Annotated in this window: 20 protein-coding genes and 1 pseudogene; 14 read left to right on the top strand and 7 right to left on the bottom strand. The window is 55.4% G+C overall.

Features of this window, described 5'->3' with window-relative positions; all coding sequences use genetic code 11:
- Nucleotides 1-8: 8 nt before the first annotated feature.
- From FHC49_RS23215 to FHC49_RS23205, 3 genes are all read right to left on the bottom strand, one after another.
- Complete coding sequence (locus tag FHC49_RS23215) at nucleotides 9-2501, bottom strand: fimbria/pilus outer membrane usher protein (RefSeq protein WP_220440966.1); 2493 nt, start codon at nucleotides 2499-2501, stop codon at nucleotides 9-11.
- A 41-nt stretch (nucleotides 2502-2542) separates the two neighbouring features.
- Complete coding sequence (locus FHC49_RS23210; RefSeq protein WP_255581458.1) at nucleotides 2543-3208, bottom strand: molecular chaperone; 666 nt, start codon at nucleotides 3206-3208, stop codon at nucleotides 2543-2545.
- A gap of 64 nt (nucleotides 3209-3272) precedes the next feature.
- Nucleotides 3273-3836, bottom strand: a complete 564-nt coding sequence (locus FHC49_RS23205; protein ID WP_220440953.1) for a fimbrial protein — start codon at nucleotides 3834-3836, stop codon at nucleotides 3273-3275.
- A 627-nt stretch (nucleotides 3837-4463) separates the two neighbouring features.
- Here FHC49_RS23205 and FHC49_RS23200 point away from each other — a divergent pair.
- From FHC49_RS23200 to alaE, 4 genes are all read left to right on the top strand, one after another.
- A complete protein-coding gene (locus FHC49_RS23200; protein ID WP_220440952.1) occupies nucleotides 4464-4763 on the top strand; it encodes a helix-turn-helix transcriptional regulator in 300 nt (99 codons plus the stop codon).
- A gap of 12 nt (nucleotides 4764-4775) precedes the next feature.
- Entirely contained in the window at nucleotides 4776-5315 is a 540-nt protein-coding gene (locus tag FHC49_RS23195) for a rhodanese family protein (RefSeq protein ID WP_220440951.1), read from the top strand.
- A gap of 27 nt (nucleotides 5316-5342) precedes the next feature.
- On the top strand, nucleotides 5343-5522 hold the full coding sequence (locus FHC49_RS23190; RefSeq protein ID WP_185668721.1) for a hypothetical protein: 180 nt from the start codon (nucleotides 5343-5345) through the stop codon (nucleotides 5520-5522).
- Nucleotides 5523-5987: 465 nt separating this feature from the next.
- Nucleotides 5988-6437, top strand: coding sequence for an L-alanine exporter AlaE (gene alaE / locus FHC49_RS23185; RefSeq protein ID WP_123652669.1), 450 nt, complete (start codon nucleotides 5988-5990; stop codon nucleotides 6435-6437).
- A 39-nt stretch (nucleotides 6438-6476) separates the two neighbouring features.
- On the opposite strand, the gene FHC49_RS23180 is transcribed toward alaE, so the two are convergent.
- Nucleotides 6477-6821 carry a DUF2002 family protein gene (locus FHC49_RS23180; RefSeq protein ID WP_185668720.1) on the bottom strand — a complete coding sequence of 115 codons (345 nt, stop codon included), beginning with the start codon at nucleotides 6819-6821 and terminating at the stop codon, nucleotides 6477-6479.
- Nucleotides 6822-6971: 150 nt separating this feature from the next.
- On the opposite strand from FHC49_RS23180, the gene FHC49_RS23175 reads away from it, so the two are divergent.
- The gene (locus tag FHC49_RS23175) at nucleotides 6972-7298 is read left to right on the top strand and encodes a DUF883 family protein (protein WP_185668719.1); all 327 of its coding nucleotides are present in this window, start codon (nucleotides 6972-6974) and stop codon (nucleotides 7296-7298) included.
- 68 nt (nucleotides 7299-7366) lie between these two features.
- Here the strand turns inward: FHC49_RS23175 and FHC49_RS23170 are convergent, their stop codons facing one another.
- Entirely contained in the window at nucleotides 7367-8716 is a 1350-nt protein-coding gene (locus tag FHC49_RS23170) for a PLP-dependent aminotransferase family protein (protein ID WP_220440950.1), read from the bottom strand.
- A gap of 86 nt (nucleotides 8717-8802) precedes the next feature.
- On the opposite strand from FHC49_RS23170, the gene FHC49_RS23165 reads away from it, so the two are divergent.
- From FHC49_RS23165 to emrB, 8 genes are all read left to right on the top strand, one after another.
- Nucleotides 8803-9234, top strand: a complete 432-nt coding sequence (locus tag FHC49_RS23165) for a carboxymuconolactone decarboxylase family protein (protein WP_220440949.1) — start codon at nucleotides 8803-8805, stop codon at nucleotides 9232-9234.
- A gap of 409 nt (nucleotides 9235-9643) precedes the next feature.
- Nucleotides 9644-10849 carry a glycine betaine/L-proline ABC transporter ATP-binding protein ProV gene (proV, locus tag FHC49_RS23160; protein ID WP_220440948.1) on the top strand — a complete coding sequence of 402 codons (1206 nt, stop codon included), beginning with the start codon at nucleotides 9644-9646 and terminating at the stop codon, nucleotides 10847-10849.
- Complete coding sequence (proW, locus tag FHC49_RS23155) at nucleotides 10842-11903, top strand: glycine betaine/L-proline ABC transporter permease ProW (protein ID WP_185668715.1); 1062 nt, start codon at nucleotides 10842-10844, stop codon at nucleotides 11901-11903. The genes proV and proW overlap by 8 nt, the downstream gene beginning before the upstream one ends.
- 65 nt (nucleotides 11904-11968) lie before the next feature.
- Nucleotides 11969-12964, top strand: coding sequence for a glycine betaine/L-proline ABC transporter substrate-binding protein ProX (proX, locus tag FHC49_RS23150; protein WP_185668714.1), 996 nt, complete (start codon nucleotides 11969-11971; stop codon nucleotides 12962-12964).
- Between the two features lie 171 nt (nucleotides 12965-13135).
- A complete protein-coding gene (locus tag FHC49_RS23145; RefSeq protein WP_220440947.1) occupies nucleotides 13136-14317 on the top strand; it encodes an MFS transporter in 1182 nt (393 codons plus the stop codon).
- 135 nt (nucleotides 14318-14452) lie between these two features.
- A complete protein-coding gene (mprA, locus tag FHC49_RS23140; protein WP_185668712.1) occupies nucleotides 14453-14983 on the top strand; it encodes a transcriptional repressor MprA in 531 nt (176 codons plus the stop codon).
- A 114-nt stretch (nucleotides 14984-15097) separates the two neighbouring features.
- Entirely contained in the window at nucleotides 15098-16270 is a 1173-nt protein-coding gene (emrA, locus tag FHC49_RS23135; RefSeq protein ID WP_220440946.1) for a multidrug efflux MFS transporter periplasmic adaptor subunit EmrA, read from the top strand.
- A 16-nt stretch (nucleotides 16271-16286) separates the two neighbouring features.
- The gene (gene emrB, locus FHC49_RS23130; RefSeq protein WP_185668710.1) at nucleotides 16287-17825 is read left to right on the top strand and encodes a multidrug efflux MFS transporter permease subunit EmrB; all 1539 of its coding nucleotides are present in this window, start codon (nucleotides 16287-16289) and stop codon (nucleotides 17823-17825) included.
- Between the two features lie 85 nt (nucleotides 17826-17910).
- Here the strand turns inward: emrB and FHC49_RS23125 are convergent, their stop codons facing one another.
- Both FHC49_RS23125 and FHC49_RS23120 read right to left on the bottom strand, forming a co-directional pair.
- Nucleotides 17911-20730 carry a glycoside hydrolase family 3 C-terminal domain-containing protein gene (locus FHC49_RS23125; protein WP_255581456.1) on the bottom strand — a complete coding sequence of 940 codons (2820 nt, stop codon included), beginning with the start codon at nucleotides 20728-20730 and terminating at the stop codon, nucleotides 17911-17913.
- A pseudogene (locus FHC49_RS23120) lies at nucleotides 20730-21203 on the bottom strand (MFS transporter); the annotation flags it as partial. The pseudogene FHC49_RS23120 and the gene FHC49_RS23125, both read right to left, overlap by 1 nt.
- 56 nt (nucleotides 21204-21259) lie before the next feature.
- Between FHC49_RS23120 and FHC49_RS24835 the strand changes: the two are divergent.
- On the top strand, nucleotides 21260-21317 hold a 58-nt coding region (locus FHC49_RS24835; protein ID WP_097491765.1), incomplete at its 3' end, for an IS1 family transposase.

Genomic DNA, 21317 nt, shown 5'->3' with positions numbered 1-21317 from the left:
TACACCTTTTAGAGACACTGCGCGCTAACCGTTTTCACCGGTTTAGCCTGCATAGTAGTGGGAAGATGGTAACGGGCATGGCAGGTCTTCGCGACGCGACTGTCCATCCAGCTGACTTCAACGGTGCCCTCGTCCGGCATCCCGCTGAGATAAACCTGCCCCTGCTCCGCCACAATGCCGGATGCCGCCTCGTCGTCCCCAATCAGACGCGCGCTGGCACCGAACGGTAATGGGCCCTGCGCGCCGCGCAGCGTAAAGAGCACGCGGCTACCGATATGGGTGTGGTAGTCGGCTTCAACAATGGCACCACCGTCGGGGATCACGGTCTGCGCCTGTAGCTCCACGTCGGCGTCGTCAGGCAACGATTCGGTATCAAGGCTGATATCATTTTTCCGATAGGCGGTGAGCGTCGGCACAATGGCGTAGCCGCGCCAGTCGGTGTGCAGATCGGTGCCGTTCTGAATATCGACGTTGCTGGCGCCCGGTGCCCGCACGACAGCAAAGCTATCGCCGGTATACTGACCGAAGGTAACGCCGTGCGGATGCGCCACAATCGACCCTGACGCCCCCCAGGTCACCTGGCTATTCACGTTATCGTGCTGATAACCCAGCTGCGTTTCACCATAGCCGCCGCGATAATCCAACGACACGCCGCTGTTGCTCCCCTGCCCCTTGTTGCCGTACCCCTGCTGAACGGTGTAGTAGAGATTATTTTTCTCCAGCGCCGAACCGTACAGTGAGGCCTGCTGTGAGGTATAGCCGTTATTATCGGAGGTGGTGCTGTAGCTGACGGAGCTGTCCGCCAGTTGGCTGCCCAGCGGGATATTCAGGTTAAAGGAGAACGAACGATCGCTCTTATTGTTCTGGGTCGACTGCGTAAAGTAGTAGCCCACGCCCCAGGAGATCCCTTTCCAGGCGCTATAAAAACCGACGTGCACGGTCTCATCCTGTCCTTGTGAATGCCAGTAAGTCTGGGTCCAGGCCGACGCGGACAGGCTGCCCATATCGCCGAGCGACTGCGACAGCGACAGCTCCTCTCGGCTGCGCTTGTTATCGGAGACGCCGTAGCGCCCCTCCAGCGCATTCGCTTCGCCAAAATCGTAATAGCGGCTGGAGGAGTAGCGATAGCTCACCAGGCTCAGCGTCGTGCCGGTAGAGGAGAAGCTCTTTTGGTACTGCAACCGCGCGGAGTTACCGCGAAAGCGTTGCCCGGAAGGCGTTCGGGTGGCGGCGCTGGTGTAATCAGCCCCCAGCGACCCCAGTTCGCCAAAGCCGTGGCCCAGGCCAACCGACCACGCCTGATAGTCATCCGCCAACTGCGCTCCGCCGTAGAAAGTGATATCGGCGGGCAGGCCGTAAAATAGCGTCGACTGCATAAACTGCGGCTGACGGGTCTGCGGTTGGGTTGAGTAATAGCGTCCGATGCTGGCGCTGTACTTTATGCGCCCCTGGCGCAGCATAAACGGCACGGCGGAAAACGGCTGGGTGAAATGGCGTACCGATCCATCGCTCTCGGTCACCGTCACCTCCAGATCGCCGCTTTGCGCGGTGGGATAGAGATCATTGATCGCGAATGCACCAGGGGCCACGAAGGTTTCATAAATCACGTAGCCGTGCTGGGAGACGGTCACTTTAGCGTTACTGTGCGCCATTCCGCGAATTACCGGGGCGAAACCGCGCTGGCTATCCGGCAGCATCTCCTCCTGCGACATCAGCTGCACACCGCGAAACTGCACGCTGTCAAAAACATCGCCGTTGGTATAGGTATCCCCCATTCGCAGCTGACTTTTCAGCGCCCGAATATCGCGCTGCAGATAGGTGCTTTGCGAGCGCCAACGGCGGGTTTTGTCGTACTGCATCGCGGCGATATTGCGTAGCCGCCAGCTGCCAAGGTTAACGCCGCTGCGCAGGTTCAGGTAGCTGGTACGGCTGTCGCCGCCGTCCTGTCGCGCCTGCGCCCCGGTCAGGTTGTAGTCGACAAAGGCCGCCGGAATACCGTCATCCCAGCGTGCCGGATCCACGTACCCCTGGCTTTGCTGGTTCATCGCCGCCTGCGGAATGCTCAGATTCAGCCGTTGCGCGGTGAAGTCAAACTTGCTGCTGGCGTTGGGAATAAATCGCTCGATGCGAGTCAGCGGTTCGCCGTCGTGCAGTTGATTGAACGTGGCAAAGGCGCTGACATTGACGCCGTATTCGGCAAGCTGAGCCGTGGTCAGGCGCGGCAGCAGCTGGCCATCGTCTTCCACAAATTCAATCGTTTCCTGGCTTACCTGCTGGTTGTTAACCCACACCGACACCGGATAGCGCCCCGGCTGCTGGCCGCCGGATTTGGCGAAATAGTGCAGGTCAGCGGTTTTCTGCTGCGGGTCACTTAGCTCCACCGCCGCCGGGTCAAAATAATCGTCCGCCCTGGCGGGGGCGTGGTAGCACAACAGCAGTAGCGCCGTCGGTACGCAGGCCAGCAGGGTGCTAGCAGCAACCGTCGCCTCGTCGGACGGCATATCAGGAGTATATTTTTTCACAAGAGAAGCCGACAAAACGGTTACCGTTGCGCGAAGTCAGTCGCGCCGCCAAAGTCGTTGATCGCCCGCCACTTCACCACACCGGTGCGTCTGATGGACCAGGTTCTATCGCCAAACGGGGCAATCATCCCCGGTGATTCCAAATCAACGCCGCCGACAGATAATGAGAAGAAAGAGACAAAGTACGGCGTAGGATTATGCGCGACCAGGCTGGCGCCGCGCGTTTCAAACGTCAGCTGTTGAAACGCGTCGTTGGCCTCACCGGCAAGATTATTCGGGCGATAGAAAATCTTAAACTTCGATTTAATATTGACCTGTAATTTATTCGTGTCGTTCTTATTCGATGGCGCAATACTTTTCACATTCAGCCAGAAAACAGACTCACGGTCGGCAGGAAGTTTCGCGCCGGTAAAATTAATACGGAGAACGTTTTTTTGTTCCGGGTCGAGGCGAAACAGCGGCGGTGTGACAATAAACGGCGGCTGGCTTTTATCGCTAGCGGTGTAATTTTCAACCCACGACTGCACCAAATAGGGAACGGTTTCATCGGCGTTCGTTACCGATATAGAAGCTTCACGCTTACCTTCTTCATAAATGACTCGAGTACCGCCCATGACAATACCGGCCTGTGCCGTCACCGAGACAAAAAATAAAGAAAGAGCAACGCTCATAGTCCAACGATTCATGGGAGTACCCAACCATCCAGAATGAAAAAAAGAGAGCAGAAGTCGCCTTCTGCTCTCGGATTCATTAGTTGTAGATCATATTAAAATCAGCTACACCATCGGCTGCACCGCTCGCGACGGTTGCACCAGTGGCCTCGTAGTTTGCATAGAAGATCAGATCGGCAGAACCATTAGCCGATGAGCCAGAGGTTACCGGCTGCTTTTCCGACACGGACCCTGGGATTATCTGCTTACTCTGGTCATGTTCGTACAGTTTGATACCCACACCGGTCGCACCGCCGTTCACCTTGAGCAGCGAAGGTTCCTGCGCATCCGTGTTACCGTCAAACAGGACAGCTACCTGCTTAACGGAGTTTGGGCAATCTTTGACTTTAATGTGGAAGGCTGTTTTGGTTGACTCAACACCGGTACCGGTAAAGTAGGTTTTCGCCCATTTACCGAGGTCAACGCTCTGGTTTGCACTATTGCTGTCTACGTTGCAGGAGGCATCCGTAATTTCGCCGGTAAATTTCACCTCGCCGCCAGTACCCTGAGTCCCGGCAGTGGAAGCCAAAGGAGGAGCTGCAGTAACGGTACCGGTAACTAATACGGCAATAGCACAGGCCATGATGCGGGATTGTGTTTTCATTTTCGATCTCTGGTTAACTTATACTTATGCAGCCGCCCTGCAGGCCAATATGACCCACCCGGCCTCTGCCGTCATATCCTCCATGTTTATTAAATCTTTATTCCATCAGCAGGGTATTAAATGCGTAACCACATCGCTCTAATTAATGTATACAATTAAAAGGCGATTTAATATTTTTCACTTCACCAACAGCGAGTGACAATTAAATTATTAGAAATACGATGAAGATCATATTCGTATTAAAAATCGATGCAATGCATTATTTGGTAAAATAGCCGTAAAGACATTTAAACCATATATATAAAAATAAAATATTATCACCTTATGTTATTTTAAGATGAACATTAGCGCACAACACATGACCCAACGAAGGGGTTATTTTAACATTCCCTGGGCAAACTTAACGAAATTAACCCACCAACGCACTTTTCGCACCGCGGTTTATGACAAAAAATGCGGTCCACGCGCCAAACTAAGATGATTCCTACACGCATTTTTATGCACAAATGTCGACTTTTAAACCACCAGCAGAAGAATTAACATTTTCATTAACAAGTTGATCTTTTATCTCGCCAACGTTCTTCCTTTAGTTTAGCATTACCTTAATTAAGAAAAGGCTAAATTAATATGAACGATAGCGAACGCCTGCGAGCCAGCGCCGGTGAAGCGGCAGCGCTGCTAAAAGCGATGAGCAACCCCAACCGGTTGCTCATCCTCTGCATGCTGTGCGATGCCCCCGGCACCAGCGCCGGTGACCTGGCAAAGGCCAGTGGGCTCAGCCCATCGGCTACCTCTCAGCACCTTGCCCGCATGCGCGAAGAGGGGCTGATTGACCGCCAGCGCGATGCCCAGCGGATTTACTATTCCATCCGTAACGAGGCGGTACAGCAAATTGTTGCCACCTTGAAAACGCTCTACTGTCCCTAAGAGAGAAGCTAAATGACCGTTGAAGAGATCTCCCCACAGGCAGCCCTTGCGCTGATTGAGCAAGGTGCAACCCTCGTTGATATCCGCGATGCGGACGAATATGCCCGTGAACACATCCCCGCCGCTCACCTGCTGCCGCTCGGCAGCATAGATCAAGGCGCAACATTTGCAGCCAGCGCCGATACCGTCGTTATCTTTCACTGCCAGTCCGGCAACCGCACGCGCAACAACCAGAGCCGCTTAATCGCTGCCGCGGCCCCGGCGCAGGTTAAACTCCTGGCAGGCGGCATTGAAGCCTGGCGTCAGGCCGGCCTCGCTACCGCGGTAGACAAATCGCAGCCCCTACCCCTAATGCGCCAGGTACAGATTGCCGCTGGCGTGCTAATTTTACTGGGCGTCGTGCTCGGCTATAGCCTCTCCAGCGCGTTCTTCCTGCTCAGCGCTTTTGTGGGCGCAGGGTTAACCTTTGCCGGAGTGACCGGTTTTTGCGGCATGGCGCGGCTGCTGGCGGTGATGCCGTGGAATCGGCGCTCATCCACCACCGGCGTATAAGCACTCAATAACAAAGGAGCACCTGAGATGTTTGCACCTGGCGATCTGGTTCAACCGAAAATGGGCGGACCAAAGTTAAAAGTGATTGAAGCACATGAAGACAGCATCGTGGCGGTACAGGCCAGCGATGAAAACGGCAAGCAGTACACGTTAAAGGCGGCGGACGTGGCGCCGTATAGTGAAGAAGGCGACTTTGGCGTTTGCTGATGTTGCGCTGCGGTGAGCGTCGCTCACCGCCTCATTTCGACGTTTATGAATAGTTACCCAAAAATCACGCATATCCTCCAAATACCTCTCACAGAACTAAACGCCAAAACACCCGCTTATTTACGGATAAAAACGCTGAACGTGACCTTATTCACATAAAAATCAGCATTGCCGTGCTTTGGCGCTGACACACACGATCTCTCATCCTTTTTTACCATTTCGAAACAGAGAGTAACTAAATGATTTTTATATGAAAAATAGACGACAAAAACAAAAATAGCGCGGCGAACATAAAACAATCAAAAACAGAGCATTTTATTGACAAAAGCGCATTAAATAAAAATATTTCACTAGTTGTTTGTTCCAATCCAGATAGATAATCTATACACGTCAATTAAACCAACCCAAAACGCCATAAAACAGACCACTTTCTGTATTAACCGTTCATTTTCGAGGAGCATACCGATGTTCTCTGCGCAGTCACGCCTGCGTCATGCGGCAGCAGACACTTTCGCCATGGTTGTCTACTGTTCCGTCGTGAACATGATGATTGAAATATTTCTCTCAGGAATGACCTTTGAGCAGTCACTTTCATCGCGCCTGGTTGCTATCCCGGTCAACATTATTATTGCGTGGCCGTACGGTATTTATCGCGACTTTATTATGCGACAGGCGGCTCGCATTAGCCCGGCGGGTTGGGTAAAACGCGTGGCGGATCCGCTGGCTTATGTCACCTTCCAGTCGCCGGTGTATGTGCTGATTCTGCTGAGCGTCGGTGCCGACTGGCACCAGATCCTGGCGGCGGTCAGTTCTAACGCCGTGGTATCGCTGGTGATGGGAGCCGCATACGGCTACTTCCTGGATTTCTGCCGTCGCCTGTTCCGCGTGGAACAGTACACCCAGGCAAAAGCATAATCATATTGGTATAAGTGACTGGCCAAGCCAGTCACTTACTTACAACTTCTCGCCAAATAGCCCATCAATAAAGCGCTCTAACGCCATTCGTGAACTAAAACCGTGCGGGATGCCGTAATGCTGCTCAACTTCGCCGCCTAAATAGAGCGGAAACTCTGCGTAGTGATCGCAGGCCTTAATATCAGAAGCCGGTTCGGCAAATTTGTTACTGCGATCTTTCAGCGCCGGATGAATGATCAGCGCCGTGCGCCCCATTCGCGCTTCGCGGTTGACGTACACATAATTCTCACCACGGCGGTAGCCGTAGGCTTTCGGGGTTACCGCATCCATGGTAAAGCCCGCTTTTTCAAGAACGCGCGCCACCTCATCAGGTCGTAAATACATATATTATCCTCTTTATCTTTTACTGCATCGCCACCTTACCGTAATCAGTATTCGCCTCGCTTTCAGATAATTCCAGAAACCTGCCAATCTCCGGCAAATTATGTCGGGTGACCTACACTTATTGCTCCAACAAAATTTGTGGAGAACCTCATGTTTAAATCACTTAATCGCCATGATGCTGATGATGAAGTCCAGGATATTCATAATGACGTCAGCCAATTAGCCGACAGCCTTGAGAGCATCCTGAAGAGCTGGGCCAGTGAAGACAAAGACGAAATTGAGGCCGTCCGCCACAATGCGAAGAAATTGCTGAGCGAAACACGCGCGCGCATTAATGGTCGTACCCGCATACAGCAAAGCGTATGTGACGTTGCGGGCTGTGCCGATGACTATATTCGTGATAAACCGTGGCAAAGTGTGAGCGCTGCCGCGGCAGTGGGGATTTTTATTGGCGTATTATTAGGCAGTCGTCGATAATATCATCACAACGATGTTGATAATAAAAACGCGTCTCCCCCCGGAGTATCTTTGATACCCGGGGGTTTTTAATTTATGGCGGCCTTCAACGCCGCGACCTGAGCATCGGCCATCTGCTGCGACACGATATTGGTAAAGCTCATGATAAGCCCGGCCTGGCCTCGCTGGCCGATTCGCCAGTCGTTTACCGCCTGCACCGCCAGCCCCGCTTGTCTGGCCCGCTGCGCCATGAGTCGGTCGTCACCGTCTACCGTCACCACCAGTTGAATCCCCCCCAACTGCTCCTGCACACGAAAGCCGTTAGCCCGTAGCGATGTTTCCAGCCAGCGCCGACGCTCGGCATAGTGAACGCGCATCTTCTTCAGATGCCGCCAGAAGTGCCCTTCGCGCAGAAAATCCGCCAGCGTCTGCTGACAGAGCACCGGAACCGGGCAGGCCAGCCGCTGTGCCTGCCGACGAAATGCCGCCACCAGCGGTAATGGCACCACCAGCCATGCGGTACGCAGCGCCGGGAACAGCGATTTACTGAAGGTTCCGGCGTAAATCACCCGCTGCGGCGCATCCAGGCTTTTGAGCGGCGGCAGCGGTTTTCCCTGATAGCGAAACTCGCTGTCGTAATCATCTTCAATAATCCACGCGTCATGATGCGCAGCCCAATCCAGCAGCTGTCGACGTCGTGGCAGCGACAGCGCCACGCCGGTGGGGCTTTGATGGGCCGGGGTGAGCAGCGCAAAGCGCGCGGTCGTGGGGCGCTGGGTTATCCATTCTACGTCCATGCCGTCCTCATCTACCGCCACCGGATGTAGCGTCACGCCCGCCTGTTCAATGACCGGACGAATCAACGGAAACCCGGGGTCTTCCATCCACATTCCCTCCCCACGCGCCTCCAGCGCCTGCAGGATAAGCCCCATAGAAGCTGCGTAGCCGGAGGTGATAAACACCTGTTCGGCCTCGCATTCAATGCTCCGGGAGAGACGAAGATATTCGACGATGGCCTGACGCAAAGACAGTTCACCGCACACGTCGCCCAGCGCAAGGTCGAAGCGGGTTTGTATGCGCAGCCTATGCCCCATCACTCGTGCCCACTGGCCGCGGGGAAAGAGATCCAGCGCGGGAAGGCCAAGCTGGAAAGGCTGCGGCTGGAAGTGCTCCCCGCCAAAACCGAGAGGCTCGGCGGCAACCGGTTCAAGAGTTAAGTGATCGCTTACAAACGTGCCCGCCTGCCCGCGACGCTCCAGCCAGCCTTGCGCCACCAGCTCGCCGTAGGCGTTTTCCACCGTCACCCTTGAAACGCCAAGCTCCTGCGCATAAACCCGGCTGGAGGGTAAGCGCCTGCCCGCCTTCAGTTCACCCTGTTCTATCGCCGCTTTCAGCGCTCTGGCAATCTGCTGATAGCGTGGTACGCCGCCCGGTTTCATGGTCTTATTTTTTACTCCAAATATGGCTATCTTTTTAAGACCATTATAGTGCTATTTTTGTCCCATCTTGAACGAGGAGTGACAATATGACTGCATTACGCCAACCCTATAGTGAACTGAGCCCAAACGTCTATGCCGGGCTGGTTCAAGCCAGCATCGCCCTGGAAAAAAGCTCGCTGGAGCGCCCCCTGCTGGAGATGCTTTACCTGCGCGTGTCGCAGATTAACGGCTGCGCCTTCTGTCTGGAGATGCACAGCAAAGCGCTGCGTAAGTCTGGCGTGGACCAGGTGAAGTTGGATGCGCTGGCGGGATGGCGAGTGAGCAATCACTTCAGCGATGCCGAGCGTGCAGCGCTGGCCTGGGCCGAAGATCTGACCCACATCGCGGAAAACCGCGCGGAAGACAGCGTGTACCAACCGCTGCTGGTTCATTTCAGCGCCGAGCAGATTAGCGATATGACCTTCGCCATCAGCCTGATGAACGCCTTTAACCGCCTTGCCGTCAGCATGCGGATGTAATAAAAAAACGCCCGCAAATAATCGCTATTTGCGGGCATTAATTTCCCTCCATTATTCTCCATTTCCCTGCCAAATATCCCCCTGATGATTACCCGGATATTTCTCAAAAAATCGCCATCATCATACAAATATCACTCAAAATTCGGCAGTGATTTTTCAGACAATATTCATGCCGTTTTTTAGATCTCAACCAAATTTCGCATCGAAATTCATAAAAAAATCAATCGGCGTCAATTCGCCCTCAGCCCTTATATCATGGGAAATGACGGCGATATCACCCTATTGGCTATTTCGATTGAAAACGGATTGAGGGTTGTCACATCGTCTCAGTATGCTAGGGTATAAACAGGTCATTATTTTCATCAGGTAGCATATCGACATAAACTAAAAACAGGAAATCGCATATTGCATGGCAGTTAAATTAGAAGTTAAGAATCTTTATAAAATATTCGGCGAGCACCCACAGCGAGCATTTAAATATATCGAGAAAGGTTTTACCAAAGAGCAAATTCTCGATAAAACTGGATTATCACTTGGCGTTAAAGACGCCAGTCTGGCCATTGAAGAAGGCGAGATATTTGTCATCATGGGGTTATCTGGCTCTGGCAAATCCACCATGGTACGCCTTCTCAATCGTCTGATAGAACCGACTCGCGGTCAGGTGCTGATAGACGGTATGGATATTGCCAAAATATCCGATGCCGAGCTGCGGGAAGTTCGCCGTAAAAAAATCGCGATGGTATTCCAGTCATTTGCGCTCATGCCGCATATGAGCGTGCTGGAAAATACCGCCTTCGGCATGGATCTCGCCGGCGTTCCCGCCCAGGAACGTCAGGAGAAAGCGCTGGACGCGCTGCGTCAGGTTGGCCTTGAGAACTACGCTCATGGTTACCCGGACGAACTCTCCGGCGGCATGCGTCAGCGCGTCGGTTTAGCCCGCGCGCTCGCCATCAACCCCGACATTCTATTAATGGATGAGGCCTTCTCGGCGCTCGACCCATTAATCCGCACCGAGATGCAGGATGAGTTGGTAAAATTACAGGCGAAGCATCAGCGCACCGTGGTCTTTATTTCCCATGATCTCGATGAAGCGATGCGAATTGGCGACCGTATTGCCATTATGCAAAATGGCGAAGTGGTACAGGTCGGCACGCCTGATGAAATTCTGAATAACCCGGCCAATGATTATGTCCGCACCTTCTTCCGCGGCGTGGATATTAGCCAGGTCTTTAGCGCCAAAGATATTGCCCGCCGTAATCCGGATGGCCTTATCCGTAAAACGCCAGGTTTCGGCCCTCGTTCGGCATTGAAATTATTACAGGATGATGACCGTGAATATGGTTACGTCATCGAACGCGGTAATAAGTTTGTTGGCATTGTCTCCATCGATTCATTGAAAGAGGCCCTAAAGGCGAATCAGGGAATCGAGGCGGCATTAATTGACGAGCCGCTGGCCGTTGATGCCCAGACGCCGCTCAGCGAATTGCTCTCTCACGTGGGTCATGCGCCCTGCGCCGTACCGGTTGTTGGAGAAGAACAGCAGTACGTCGGCGTTATTTCAAAAAGAATGCTGCTACAGGCATTAGATCGCGAGGGGGCAACAAACAATGGCTGATCAATCAAATCCGTGGGATACCACACCGGCTGCCGATAGCGCAGCTAACTCCGCCGATGCCTGGGGTTCACCGGCATCAGCACCGTCCGGCGGCGGCGCCGACTGGCTGCATAACGCGCCCGCACCACAGCCGGAGCACTTCAATATTATGGACCCGTTCCATAAAACGCTGATCCCGCTTGATAGCTGGGTGACGCAGGGGATCGACTGGGTGGTCACGCACTTCCGTCCGGTATTCCAGGGCATTCGCGTGCCCGTCGATTACATCCTGAGCGCCTTCCAGCAGCTGCTGCTGGGGATGCCTGCACCGGTGGCGATTATTATTTTCGCCCTGATCGCCTGGCAGATTTCCAGCGTCGGTATGGGCATTGCGACTCTGATTTCGCTGATTGCTATCGGCGCTATCGGCGCGTGGTCTCAGGCGATGATTACGCTTGCCCTGGTGCTGACCGCGCTGCTGTTCTGCGTGGTGATAGGCCTGCCGCTCGGCATATGGCTGGCGCGCAGCCCACGGGCGTCAAAGATTATCCGGCCGCTGCTCGATGCGATGCAGACCACGCCAGCGTTCGTTTATCTGGTGCCGATCGTCATGCTGTTCGGTATCGGTAACGTACCGGGCGTGGTGGTGACCATTATCTTTGCCCTGCCGCCGATTGTGCGTCTGACCATTCTCGGGATTAACCAGGTACCGGCCGACCTTATCGAAGCGTCGCGCTCCTTTGGTGCCAGCCCGCGCCAGATGCTGTTCAAAGTGCAGTTGCCGCTGGCGATGCCGACCATTATGGCCGGTGTGAACCAGACGCTGATGCTGGCGCTGTCGATGGTGGTTATCGCCTCGATGATCGCCGTCGGCGGTCTGGGCCAGATGGTACTGCGCGGTATCGGCCGTCTGGATATGGGCCTTGCCACCGTGGGCGGCGTCGGGATCGTTATCCTCGCGATTATTCTCGACCGCCTGACCCAGGCCGTAGGCCGCGATTCTCGCAGCAAAGGCAACCGTCGCTGGTTCAATACCGGCCCGGTTGGCCTCCTGATGCGTCCCTTCTCTAAGTAACCATCGTATTGGCCCGGCAGGCGTCGGGCCAATGCTCCGCAACAATCACTATTAAAGGAACAACGATGCGACACTCATTCGTCTTAGCTACCGCTTTCACTACGCTGGTTTCAGCCAGCACGTTCGCCGCCGACCTCCCAGGGAAAGGCATTACCGTTCAGCCGGTACAGAGTACCCTCTCCGAAGAGACCTTCCAGACGCTGCTGGTCAGCCGCGCGCTGGAAAAACTGGGCTACACCGTCGATAAGCCAAACGAAGTCGACTACAACGTGGCTTACACCTCACTGGCTGCGGGTGATGCCACCTTCACCGCCGTCAACTGGATCCCATTGCATGATGATATGTACGCCGCCGCCGGTGGTGACAAGAAATTCTACCGTGAAGGCACGCTGGTCAACGGCGCGGCGCAGGGTTATCTGATTGATAAAAAAACCGCCGACCAATACCACATCACCAATATTGAGCAGCTGAAAGATCCTAAGATTGCCAAGCTGTTTGACACCAACGGTAACGGCAAAGCCGACCTTACCGGCTGTAACCCTGGCTGGGGCTGTGAAGCGGTGATTAATCACCAGATGGATGCCTATGAGCTGACGAAAACCGTCGAGCACAACCAGGGTAACTATGCGGCAATGATGGCCGATACCATCACTCGCTTCAAAGAAGGTAAGCCGATTCTGTATTACACCTGGACGCCTTACTGGGTAAGCGATGTGCTGAAGCCGGGTAAAGATGTCGTCTGGCTGCAGGTGCCGTTCTCCTCCCTGCCGGGCGTGCAGAAAAATATCGATACCAAGCTGTCTAACGGCGCAAACTACGGCTTCCCGGTCAGCACCATGCACATTGTCGCCAACAAAGCCTGGGCCGAGAAAAACCCGGCAGCGGCGAAGCTGTTTGCCATCATGAAGCTGCCGCTGTCCGACATCAATGCACAGAACGCCATGATGCATGACGGCAAAGCATCAGAAGCCGACGTACAGGGTCAGGTCGACGGTTGGATCAAAGCCCACCAGCAGGTGTTTGATGGTTGGGTGAAAGAGGCGCTGGCCGCGCAGAAATAAATAAATCGTTGCGCCGACGCCGGGCTACATCATATTAGTAGCCCGGCCGAGCAACGCGACGCCGGGAAGGCTCGGCGTCCACCAAAAAGCACAATCCGCTACGCATCATTTCCCCCCTCCCCCGCACCTTTCGTTATTATCGACCCCATCTTTCCTTACTTTCTCAATACCATGACTAAACCTGCTCACGGGCTTAGCCCGGCTTTGATCGTTTTAATGTCGGTCGCCACCGGCCTTGCCGTAGCCAGTAACTACTACGCGCAGCCGCTGCTGGAGACCATCGCCCGCCACTTCTCGCTTAGCGCCGGACAGGCCGGTTTTATCGTCACCGCCGCCCAGCTAGGCTACGCCGCCGGGCTGCTGTTCCTGGTGCCGCTTGGCGATATGTTCGAGCGCCGTTCACTTATCGTATTCATGACCCTGCTGGCCGCAGGCGGCATGCTGATCACCGCCAGCAGCAGCTCGCTCGGCATGATGATCCTCGGTACCGCGCTGACCGGTCTGTTCTCCGTTGTCGCCCAGTTGCTGGTGCCGATGGCCGCCACCCTCGCCGCGCCGGAAAAACGCGGCAAAGTCGTCGGCACGGTGATGAGCGGGTTGCTGCTGGGGATACTGCTGGCGCGCACCGTTGCCGGGCTGCTGGCAAGCCTCGGCGGCTGGCGCACCGTTTACTGGGTGGCCTCCGCGCTGATGGTACTGCTGGCCTTCGCGCTGTGGCGCGGGCTGCCGAAGCTCAAGCAGGAGACGCATCTTAACTACCCGCAGCTGCTCGGTTCTATCTTTAGCCTCTTCGCCAGCGACAAGCTGCTGCGCACCCGCGCGCTACTCGGCTGCCTGACCTTCGCCAACTTCAGCATTCTGTGGACGTCGATGGCATTTCTGCTCTCCGGCGCGCCGTTTAACTATTCTGAAGGTACTATCGGCCTGTTTGGCCTTGCAGGTGCCGCTGGTGCGCTGGGCGCACGTCCGGTCGGTGGGCTGGCGGATAAAGGCAAAGCGCATCTGACCACCACCTGGGGTCTGGTGTTACTGCTGCTTTCCTGGGTCGCTATCTGGTACGGGCATACGTCCGCTATCGCGCTAATCATCGGGATACTGGTGCTCGACCTGATGGTGCAAGGCGTGCATATCACCAACCAGACGGTGATTTACCGCGTTCAGCCGGATGCTCGTAACCGCCTCACCGCAGGCTATATGACCAGCTATTTTATCGGCGGCGCGGCGGGCTCGCTGCTGTCGGCCTCTGCCTGGCAGCACGCCGGCTGGCTGGGCGTGTGCCTCGCGGGCAGCCTGATGGCTGTCGCCAACCTGTTAGTCTGGTGGTGGGGTTATCACCGCCAGGAAGCGGAATAGCGGCGCTGCTGCCGGGTATACGTATCCGGCAGCGTTATGTCATAGACTAACCACATAAATTACGGACAATAATTCATTTACTTTATTTGTCACTGTCGTTACTATATCGACTGTAACTAATGAGGTAATGCCCAGATGGATAGTTCGTTTACGCCCATTGAACAAATGCTGAAATTCCGCGCCAGCCGCAGCGAAGAGTTCCCTTTCCAGGAGATCCTTCTCACTCGCCTTTGCATGCACATGCAGGGCAAGCTGCTGGACAACCGTAATAAAATGCTGAAGGCTCAGGGGATTAACGAGACGTTGTTTATGGCGCTAATCACGCTGGAGTCTCAAGAAAATCACAGTATTCAGCCTTCCGAGCTCAGCTGCGCGCTGGGTTCATCACGCACCAACGCCACGCGTATTGCCGATGAACTGGAAAAACGCGGCTGGATTGAACGTCGTGAAAGCGACAATGACCGCCGTTGTCTGCACCTGCAGTTGACCGAAAAAGGTCATGAGTTCCTGCGCGAGGTGCTGCCTCCTCAGCATCACTGCCTGCATCAGCTTTGGTCTTCATTGAGCCTGGCTGAAAAAGACCAGCTCGAACATATCACCCGCAAGCTCCTCACCCGTCTGGATCAGATGGAAGAAGACGGTTCCGTACTGGATGCCCTGCGCTGATACCACCGCGTTAAAAAAGTAGATGAAAGGCCAGCAGATAACTTCTGCTGGCCTTTCTGGTAGGAAAAACAGGTCGGCTAAGCCGAAACAAATAATAAGAATGTGGAGAATCACATGAGCGCAAATGCGGAGACTCAAGCCCCGCAGCAAACCGCCAACAAGAAAGGCAAACGTAAACGCGCCCTCATCTTGTTGACCTTGCTCTTTGTAATTATTGCCGTAGCCTATGGGAGCTACTGGTTTTTGGTGTTGCGTCATTATGAAGAAACCGATGACGCTTACGTGGCAGGTAACCAGGTTCAAATCATGGCGCAGGTATCTGGCAGCGTGACCAAAGTCTGGGCTGATAACACCGACTATATTAAGCAGGGCGACGTGCTGGTCACCCTCGATCAGACCGATGCTCAACAGGCCTTTGAGAAAGCGCAGACTCAGCTTGCCTCAAGCGTCCGTCAGATGCGTCAGCTGATGATCAACAACAAGCAGCTGCAGGCGAATATCGATATTCGCAAAACCACGCTGGCTCAGGCGCAAACCGACCTTAACCGTCGTATTCCGCTGGGCAACGCCAACCTGATTGGCCGCGAAGAGCTGCAGCACGCCAAAGACGCCGTCACCAGCGCACAGGCCGCTCTGGACGTGGCGATTCAACAGTACAATGCTAACCAGGCAATGATCCTCGGCACTAAGCTTGAAGATCAGCCTACGGTTCGTCAGGCAGCGACCGAAGTCCGTAACGCATGGCTTGCCCTGCAGCGTACCAAAATCGTCAGCCCGATGAGCGGCTACGTTTCTCGTCGTTCCGTACAGCCGGGCGCGCAGATTAGCCCAACCACACCGCTGATGGCCGTTGTGCCTGCCAGCAACCTGTGGGTAGATGCGAACTTCAAAGAGACCCAGCTTGCGCATATGCGTATTGGCCAGCCGGTCACCGTCGTCAGCGATATCTACGGCGATGATGTGAAATACACCGGTAAAGTGGTCGGTCTGGATATGGGTACCGGTAGCGCCTTCTCCCTGCTGCCGGCACAGAACGCCACCGGTAACTGGATCAAAGTGGTACAGCGTCTGCCGGTCCGTATCGAACTGGATGAGAAACAGCTGGAACAACACCCGCTGCGTATTGGTCTGTCTACGCTGGTGAAGGTCGACACCTCTAACCGCGACGGTCAGATGCTGGCTAACCAGATCCGCACCAGCCCGGTTTACGAGAGTAACGCGCGTGAAATCAGCCTCGACCCGGTTAACAAGCTGATCAACGACATCGTCCAGGCCAACGCCAACTAATGCTGGGGTGCGCGTAATGCAACAGCAAAAACCGCTGGAAGGCGCGCAGCTGGTCATTATGACCATTGCGCTGTCGCTAGCCACCTTCATGCAGGTGCTGGACTCCACCATCGCCAACGTGGCTATTCCGACCATCGCCGGTAACCTTGGCTCATCGCTGAGCCAGGGGACATGGGTCATCACCTCGTTTGGGGTGGCGAATGCCATCTCCATTCCGATTACCGGCTGGCTGGCAAAACGCGTCGGCGAGGTGAAGCTGTTCCTGTGGTCAACCGTCGCCTTCGTCATTGCATCATGGGCATGTGGGGTATCCAACAGCCTGGGCATGCTGATCTTCTTCCGCGTGATTCAGGGGGTGGTTGCCGGGCCGCTGATTCCACTGTCGCAAAGCCTGTTGCTCAACAACTACCCGCCGGCCAAGCGCGCCGTTGCACTGGCGCTGTGGTCAATGACGGTGATTGTGGCCCCCATTTGCGGGCCAATTCTGGGCGGTTATATCAGCGATAACTATCACTGGGGCTGGATCTTCTTCATCAACGTGCCAATCGGTGCCCTGGTCGTGCTGTTAAGCCTCCAGAGCCTGCGCGGTCGTGAGACGAAGACTGAGCAGCGGCGTATCGATGGTATTGGCCTGGCGCTTCTGGTGCTGGGTATTGGTAGCCTGCAGGTCATGCTCGACCAGGGTAAAGAGCTCGACTGGTTTAACTCAACGGAGATAGTCGTACTGACGGTGGTGGCGGTGGTATCGCTAAGCTTCCTGATTGTCTGGGAGTTAACCGACGATAACCCGATAGTCGATCTGTCGTTGTTTAAGTCGCGAAACTTTACCATCGGCTGTCTATGTATCAGCCTTGCCTATATGCTCTACTTCGGCGCCATTGTTCTGTTGCCGCAGCTATTGCAGGAGGTCTACGGGTACACCGCAACCTGGGCAGGTCTGGCGTCCGCACCGGTCGGGGTGATTCCGGTGCTACTGTCGCCGATTATCGGTCGCTTTGCCCACAAGCTGGATATGCGCCGTCTGGTCACCTTCAGCTTTATTATGTATGCCGTCTGTTTCTACTGGCGTGCCTATACCTTCGAACCGGGGATGGACTTCGGCGCGTCGGCATGGCCGCAGTTTATTCAGGGCTTCGCCGTGGCGTGCTTCTTCATGCCGTTGACCACCATCACGCTCTCCGGGCTACCGCCTGAGCGTCTGGCGGCCGCCTCGAGCTTGTCGAACTTTACCCGTACGCTAGCTGGTTCTATCGGCACCTCGATAACCACCACGCTGTGGACCAACCGCGAGGCGTTGCACCATGCGCAGCTAACGGAGTCCGTGACGCCGTTCAACCCGAACGCCCAGCAGATGTACGATCAGCTGCAGGGTATGGGCATGACGCAGCAGCAGGCTTCCGGCTGGATAGCCCAGCAGATCACCAACCAGGGGCTGATTGTCTCCGCCAACGAAATCTTCTGGGTTTCGGCCGGGATATTCCTCGTCCTGTTGGGCCTGGTATGGTTCGCCAGACCGCCGTTTGGCGCGGGTGGCGGAGGCGGAGGCGCCCACTGATAAAAAAGCCAGCTCGGTTGAGCTGGCTTTTTTTTTGGCCTGAGTGACCGTCTTACCAGGCCTACGAGTAGCCCGGACGAGGCGTTTACGCCGACTCCGGGGAAGCAACTCGGCGAAACTCCAGCCAGTCAATCGCCAGCCCTGGTTTAATCTCCTCGGTCTGCACCTGGTAATATCCCGGCAGCAACTGTACACGGCACAGCTTCTGGGTCACCGTCTTCCCCATCGTGCCACGGGTCTGTACGGTGGCGACAAACTTACCGTTGAACAACAAATTAGTCGCCGTCTGCGCCAGCGGCATTGCTGGGGAGTTAACGCTTACTAACAGGTCATAAACCCCTTCACGCTCGATATGGATAGCCAGCGTGTCGCTATAGCGTAGCCGCGATTCCGGCGCGATGTTGATGGCATCCTCGATGTACAGCGAGGCATCGGCCGCCATCGTTGGCACGTTCACCTTCGGCACCTCGCCGCGTTTCACCACCTGGGTATGCAGCATAAACGACAAAATATTACGCGCGCAGCGCTGAAGCTCACCTAAGGTCAGCAATCCCTCAGCCAGCGCGGACAGGGTGTTATCGTTCCCGGCGTTAATTTCCGCGCCGTTGTTGTTGATCACCATATAGAGATCGTTCTGCGCACGGATCATCGCCGCCGTATTGTTGACCGTCGCTTCACCGCCGCCAATGGCATCATTCATTTTGGCCCACCAGTCGGTCATCACGATGCCGTTAAAGCCCCAGTCATCGCGCAGTATCGTGGTGTTCAGGCAGTAGTTTGATGCCGACCAGTGGCCGTTAACCGGGTTATAGGCCGTCATCACCGCCATCGCACCGCCCTGCTTCACCGCGTACTCAAACCCCTTGAGATAGATTTCACGCAGTGCACGCGCGGACACCACTGCATCGGCCTGAGCCCGCGCATGCTCCTGGCTATTGCAGGCAAAATGCTTCAGCGTAGCGATCCCGCCGCCGCTGCGTATTCCTCTGACCATCGCCGCAGCCATCATGCCGGTCAGCAGCGGGTCTTCGGAGAAGTACTCAAAGTTACGCCCGTTGAGCGGGTGACGATGAATATTCATCCCCGGCCCCAGCAGCAGGTCTATCTGGTTTTGCTGTAGCTCCTTGCCTTCCATCACGTACAGACGCTCTACCAACACCGGGTCCCAGGTGGAAGCCAGCAGCGTACCGCTGGGCATCAGCGTGGCGTGGGCGCCGTTATCCATGCGGATCCCCGACGGGCCATCCGCCGTGGTCGCCAGCGGAATCCCCTTTTCCAGCAGGCTATCGCCGGTACCGCCAAACGCGGAAGCGACACCCGGCGTCACCTTATGGCTGCACATCCCCTCGCCGCGCACCAGGCACGCCAACTCCTCTGCGCTTAGCTGAGCGATAAACGCCTCCATGCTGACGCGACCATCAACCACATCAACCAGCTTAAAGCCTTTATCGCCGGTGATGGCGAGCGCTGGCGGAAGGCGATCGTGAATACGCTCGCGCAGAGAGATTTTGCGCCGGGGCACCTCTTCCCACTCCGCCTGCCAGACACCAGGCTCGGTGCGTTTCCCCGGACGCAGTCGTGAGAAGGAGACCGTCGGCGCCAGCGACTGTTCGTGACAGGAGAGCACCCGCAGCAGCGGCTGGGTGTAGCCCTCTTCACCCTGCACGCGAACCGCCTGCAGTTGATTCACGCAGTTGCCTCCCCAGAACCGATACAACCCTGGCTCCAGCACCCAGCAGTGAGGATTGCCGGTCACACCGCTGTCGTCCCAGGATGCCAACCGCTCCAGCGGCACGGTCAGGGTCAACGTTTCGCTCTCTCCTGGCTGCAAGATCCGGGTTTTGGCAAACGCCACCAACGCGCGCGTCGGCTTGCCCAGCGCCCCCTGCGGCGCTTCGAGATAGATTTGCACCACTTCACTGCCCGCAAATCGTTCGCCAACGTTATCAACCTTCGCCGTTATCTGGAAAAACAGTGGGTTATCTACCATGCGCTCGGCATGCAGCGAATGAATAGCAAATCGGGTATAGGAGAGCCCAAAACCAAAAGGATAAAGCACCTGCTGCGGGCAAAAGGTTTCAAAGTAGCGATAACCAACGTAGATATCTTCCTGATAGATATTCTGCTCGCTATTGCCCCAGCAGGCCGAAGAAGGATAGTCATCCAGCGAACGGGCGATCGTATCCGTCAGCTTACCGGAGGGCGTCACCTCGCCGCAGAGCAAAGCAGCAACGGCCCGACCGCCATCCGGTCCGCCGTGCCAGGCGTACAGAATTGCGCCGAGATGCGGGCGCAGCAGCGGGTCTTCCGCCCACGACATATCCATGATGGAGGAGACGTTCAGCACCACAATAACGTTGCTGAAGTAGCGGCATACCGTGCGCAGCATGGCATACTCCAGCTCGGTTAAGCGATAGCCCCCCGGTACGTCTGCGTTGTCTTTATCTTCACCTGCGGTACGCCCAATCACCACCACTGCTTTATTCGAGACCCGCTTCGCCTGGGCCACGACATCATCATCAAGCGGCATCTCCTGTTGATGCCAGGGCTCCTGTGCCCACCCGCCGCCGCCGTTATCAAACGGATGCGTCATCACCCATTGTTCATAGCGCTGTGCCAGCAGGCCATTGACTCGCGCGCCGCAGCGCTCGCGCATCGCCTCCAGCAGGTTGCAGGTGGCGATCACATTGACCGCGCCCCCCGATCCGGTACCGCTGCGGTAGTAGTTGATTTGCGTGCGGCCAAAAATGGCGACACGGTCCAGGCCCTCCAGAGGCAAGGTCTCCGGCCTGTTTTTGAGCAGCACGGCACCCTGTGCCGCCACGTTCATTGAGAATTCGGCAAACCCCTCCAGGGGCTTGCCTGGCAGACGCTGATGCATACGGGTGGATTCCTTGATTGCCATTACGCTTCTGAATGCGCGAAGGTGCCGTTTTTCAGATCATCAACAACATGGTTCATCCGGTTTTCATTTAAGCGGTAGAACTTAATTGAGAATGCCGTTAGCACATAAAACAGTGCCGGAACCAGCGTGAATAACAACATGACACCCTGTGCCGCCGAATCTGATTGTGAGGTCACGCCTGATTCGTAATGGAAATAAGCCAATACCCAGCCAAGAATCGCGCCCCCCACGGCAACGCCCAGCTTAATTACAAATATATTAGCGGCCACATTCATACCGGTAATTCTACGACGCGTTTTCCATTCGCCGTAATTATTGGAATCGGTAATCATTGACCATTGCAGCGCACCGTTGCCACCCTGAATAATAGAAATAATGATATGAATGGCGAATATAGCGATCCACATTTGCGGTGGCACGAAGAAACAGATAACACCAAATCCAGCGGTGATTAAATTCACCCAGAATGAGAGTGGTGATGCTGCCAACTTACTGATTTAGTGTATGATGGTGTTTTTGAGGTGCTCCAGTGGCTTCTGTTTCTATCAGCTGTCCCTCCTGTTCAGCTACTGACGGGGTGGTGCGTA

Origin of the sequence: Kluyvera sp. EC_51 (assembly GCF_019584505.1) — a bacterium.
Classification (GTDB): domain Bacteria; phylum Pseudomonadota; class Gammaproteobacteria; order Enterobacterales; family Enterobacteriaceae; genus Kluyvera; species Kluyvera sichuanensis.
Note: the sequence above shows the minus strand (reverse complement) of the source record. Positions and strands in the feature narration are given on the sequence as shown.

What these genes read in the sequence shown, in the direction of transcription:
- proV (WP_220440948.1), top strand. Translation starts at nt 9,644, where the DNA reads ATGGCAGTTAAATTAGAAGTTAAGAATCTTTATAAAATATTCGGCGAG.
- FHC49_RS23200 (WP_220440952.1), top strand. Translation starts at nt 4,464, where the DNA reads ATGAACGATAGCGAACGCCTGCGAGCCAGCGCCGGTGAAGCGGCAGCG.
- FHC49_RS23205 (WP_220440953.1), bottom strand. Translation starts at nt 3,836, where the DNA reads ATGAAAACACAATCCCGCATCATGGCCTGTGCTATTGCCGTATTAGTT.
- FHC49_RS23195 (WP_220440951.1), top strand. Translation starts at nt 4,776, where the DNA reads ATGACCGTTGAAGAGATCTCCCCACAGGCAGCCCTTGCGCTGATTGAG.
- emrB (WP_185668710.1), top strand. Translation starts at nt 16,287, where the DNA reads ATGCAACAGCAAAAACCGCTGGAAGGCGCGCAGCTGGTCATTATGACC.
- FHC49_RS23190 (WP_185668721.1), top strand. Translation starts at nt 5,343, where the DNA reads ATGTTTGCACCTGGCGATCTGGTTCAACCGAAAATGGGCGGACCAAAG.
- proX (WP_185668714.1), top strand. Translation starts at nt 11,969, where the DNA reads ATGCGACACTCATTCGTCTTAGCTACCGCTTTCACTACGCTGGTTTCA.
- FHC49_RS23145 (WP_220440947.1), top strand. Translation starts at nt 13,136, where the DNA reads ATGACTAAACCTGCTCACGGGCTTAGCCCGGCTTTGATCGTTTTAATG.
- proW (WP_185668715.1), top strand. Translation starts at nt 10,842, where the DNA reads ATGGCTGATCAATCAAATCCGTGGGATACCACACCGGCTGCCGATAGC.
- FHC49_RS23170 (WP_220440950.1), bottom strand. Translation starts at nt 8,716, where the DNA reads ATGAAACCGGGCGGCGTACCACGCTATCAGCAGATTGCCAGAGCGCTG.
- FHC49_RS23180 (WP_185668720.1), bottom strand. Translation starts at nt 6,821, where the DNA reads ATGTATTTACGACCTGATGAGGTGGCGCGCGTTCTTGAAAAAGCGGGC.
- FHC49_RS23175 (WP_185668719.1), top strand. Translation starts at nt 6,972, where the DNA reads ATGTTTAAATCACTTAATCGCCATGATGCTGATGATGAAGTCCAGGAT.
- FHC49_RS23215 (WP_220440966.1), bottom strand. Translation starts at nt 2,501, where the DNA reads ATGCCGTCCGACGAGGCGACGGTTGCTGCTAGCACCCTGCTGGCCTGC.
- mprA (WP_185668712.1), top strand. Translation starts at nt 14,453, where the DNA reads ATGGATAGTTCGTTTACGCCCATTGAACAAATGCTGAAATTCCGCGCC.
- emrA (WP_220440946.1), top strand. Translation starts at nt 15,098, where the DNA reads ATGAGCGCAAATGCGGAGACTCAAGCCCCGCAGCAAACCGCCAACAAG.
- FHC49_RS23165 (WP_220440949.1), top strand. Translation starts at nt 8,803, where the DNA reads ATGACTGCATTACGCCAACCCTATAGTGAACTGAGCCCAAACGTCTAT.
- FHC49_RS23210 (WP_255581458.1), bottom strand. Translation starts at nt 3,208, where the DNA reads ATGAATCGTTGGACTATGAGCGTTGCTCTTTCTTTATTTTTTGTCTCG.
- FHC49_RS23125 (WP_255581456.1), bottom strand. Translation starts at nt 20,730, where the DNA reads ATGGCAATCAAGGAATCCACCCGTATGCATCAGCGTCTGCCAGGCAAG.
- alaE (WP_123652669.1), top strand. Translation starts at nt 5,988, where the DNA reads ATGTTCTCTGCGCAGTCACGCCTGCGTCATGCGGCAGCAGACACTTTC.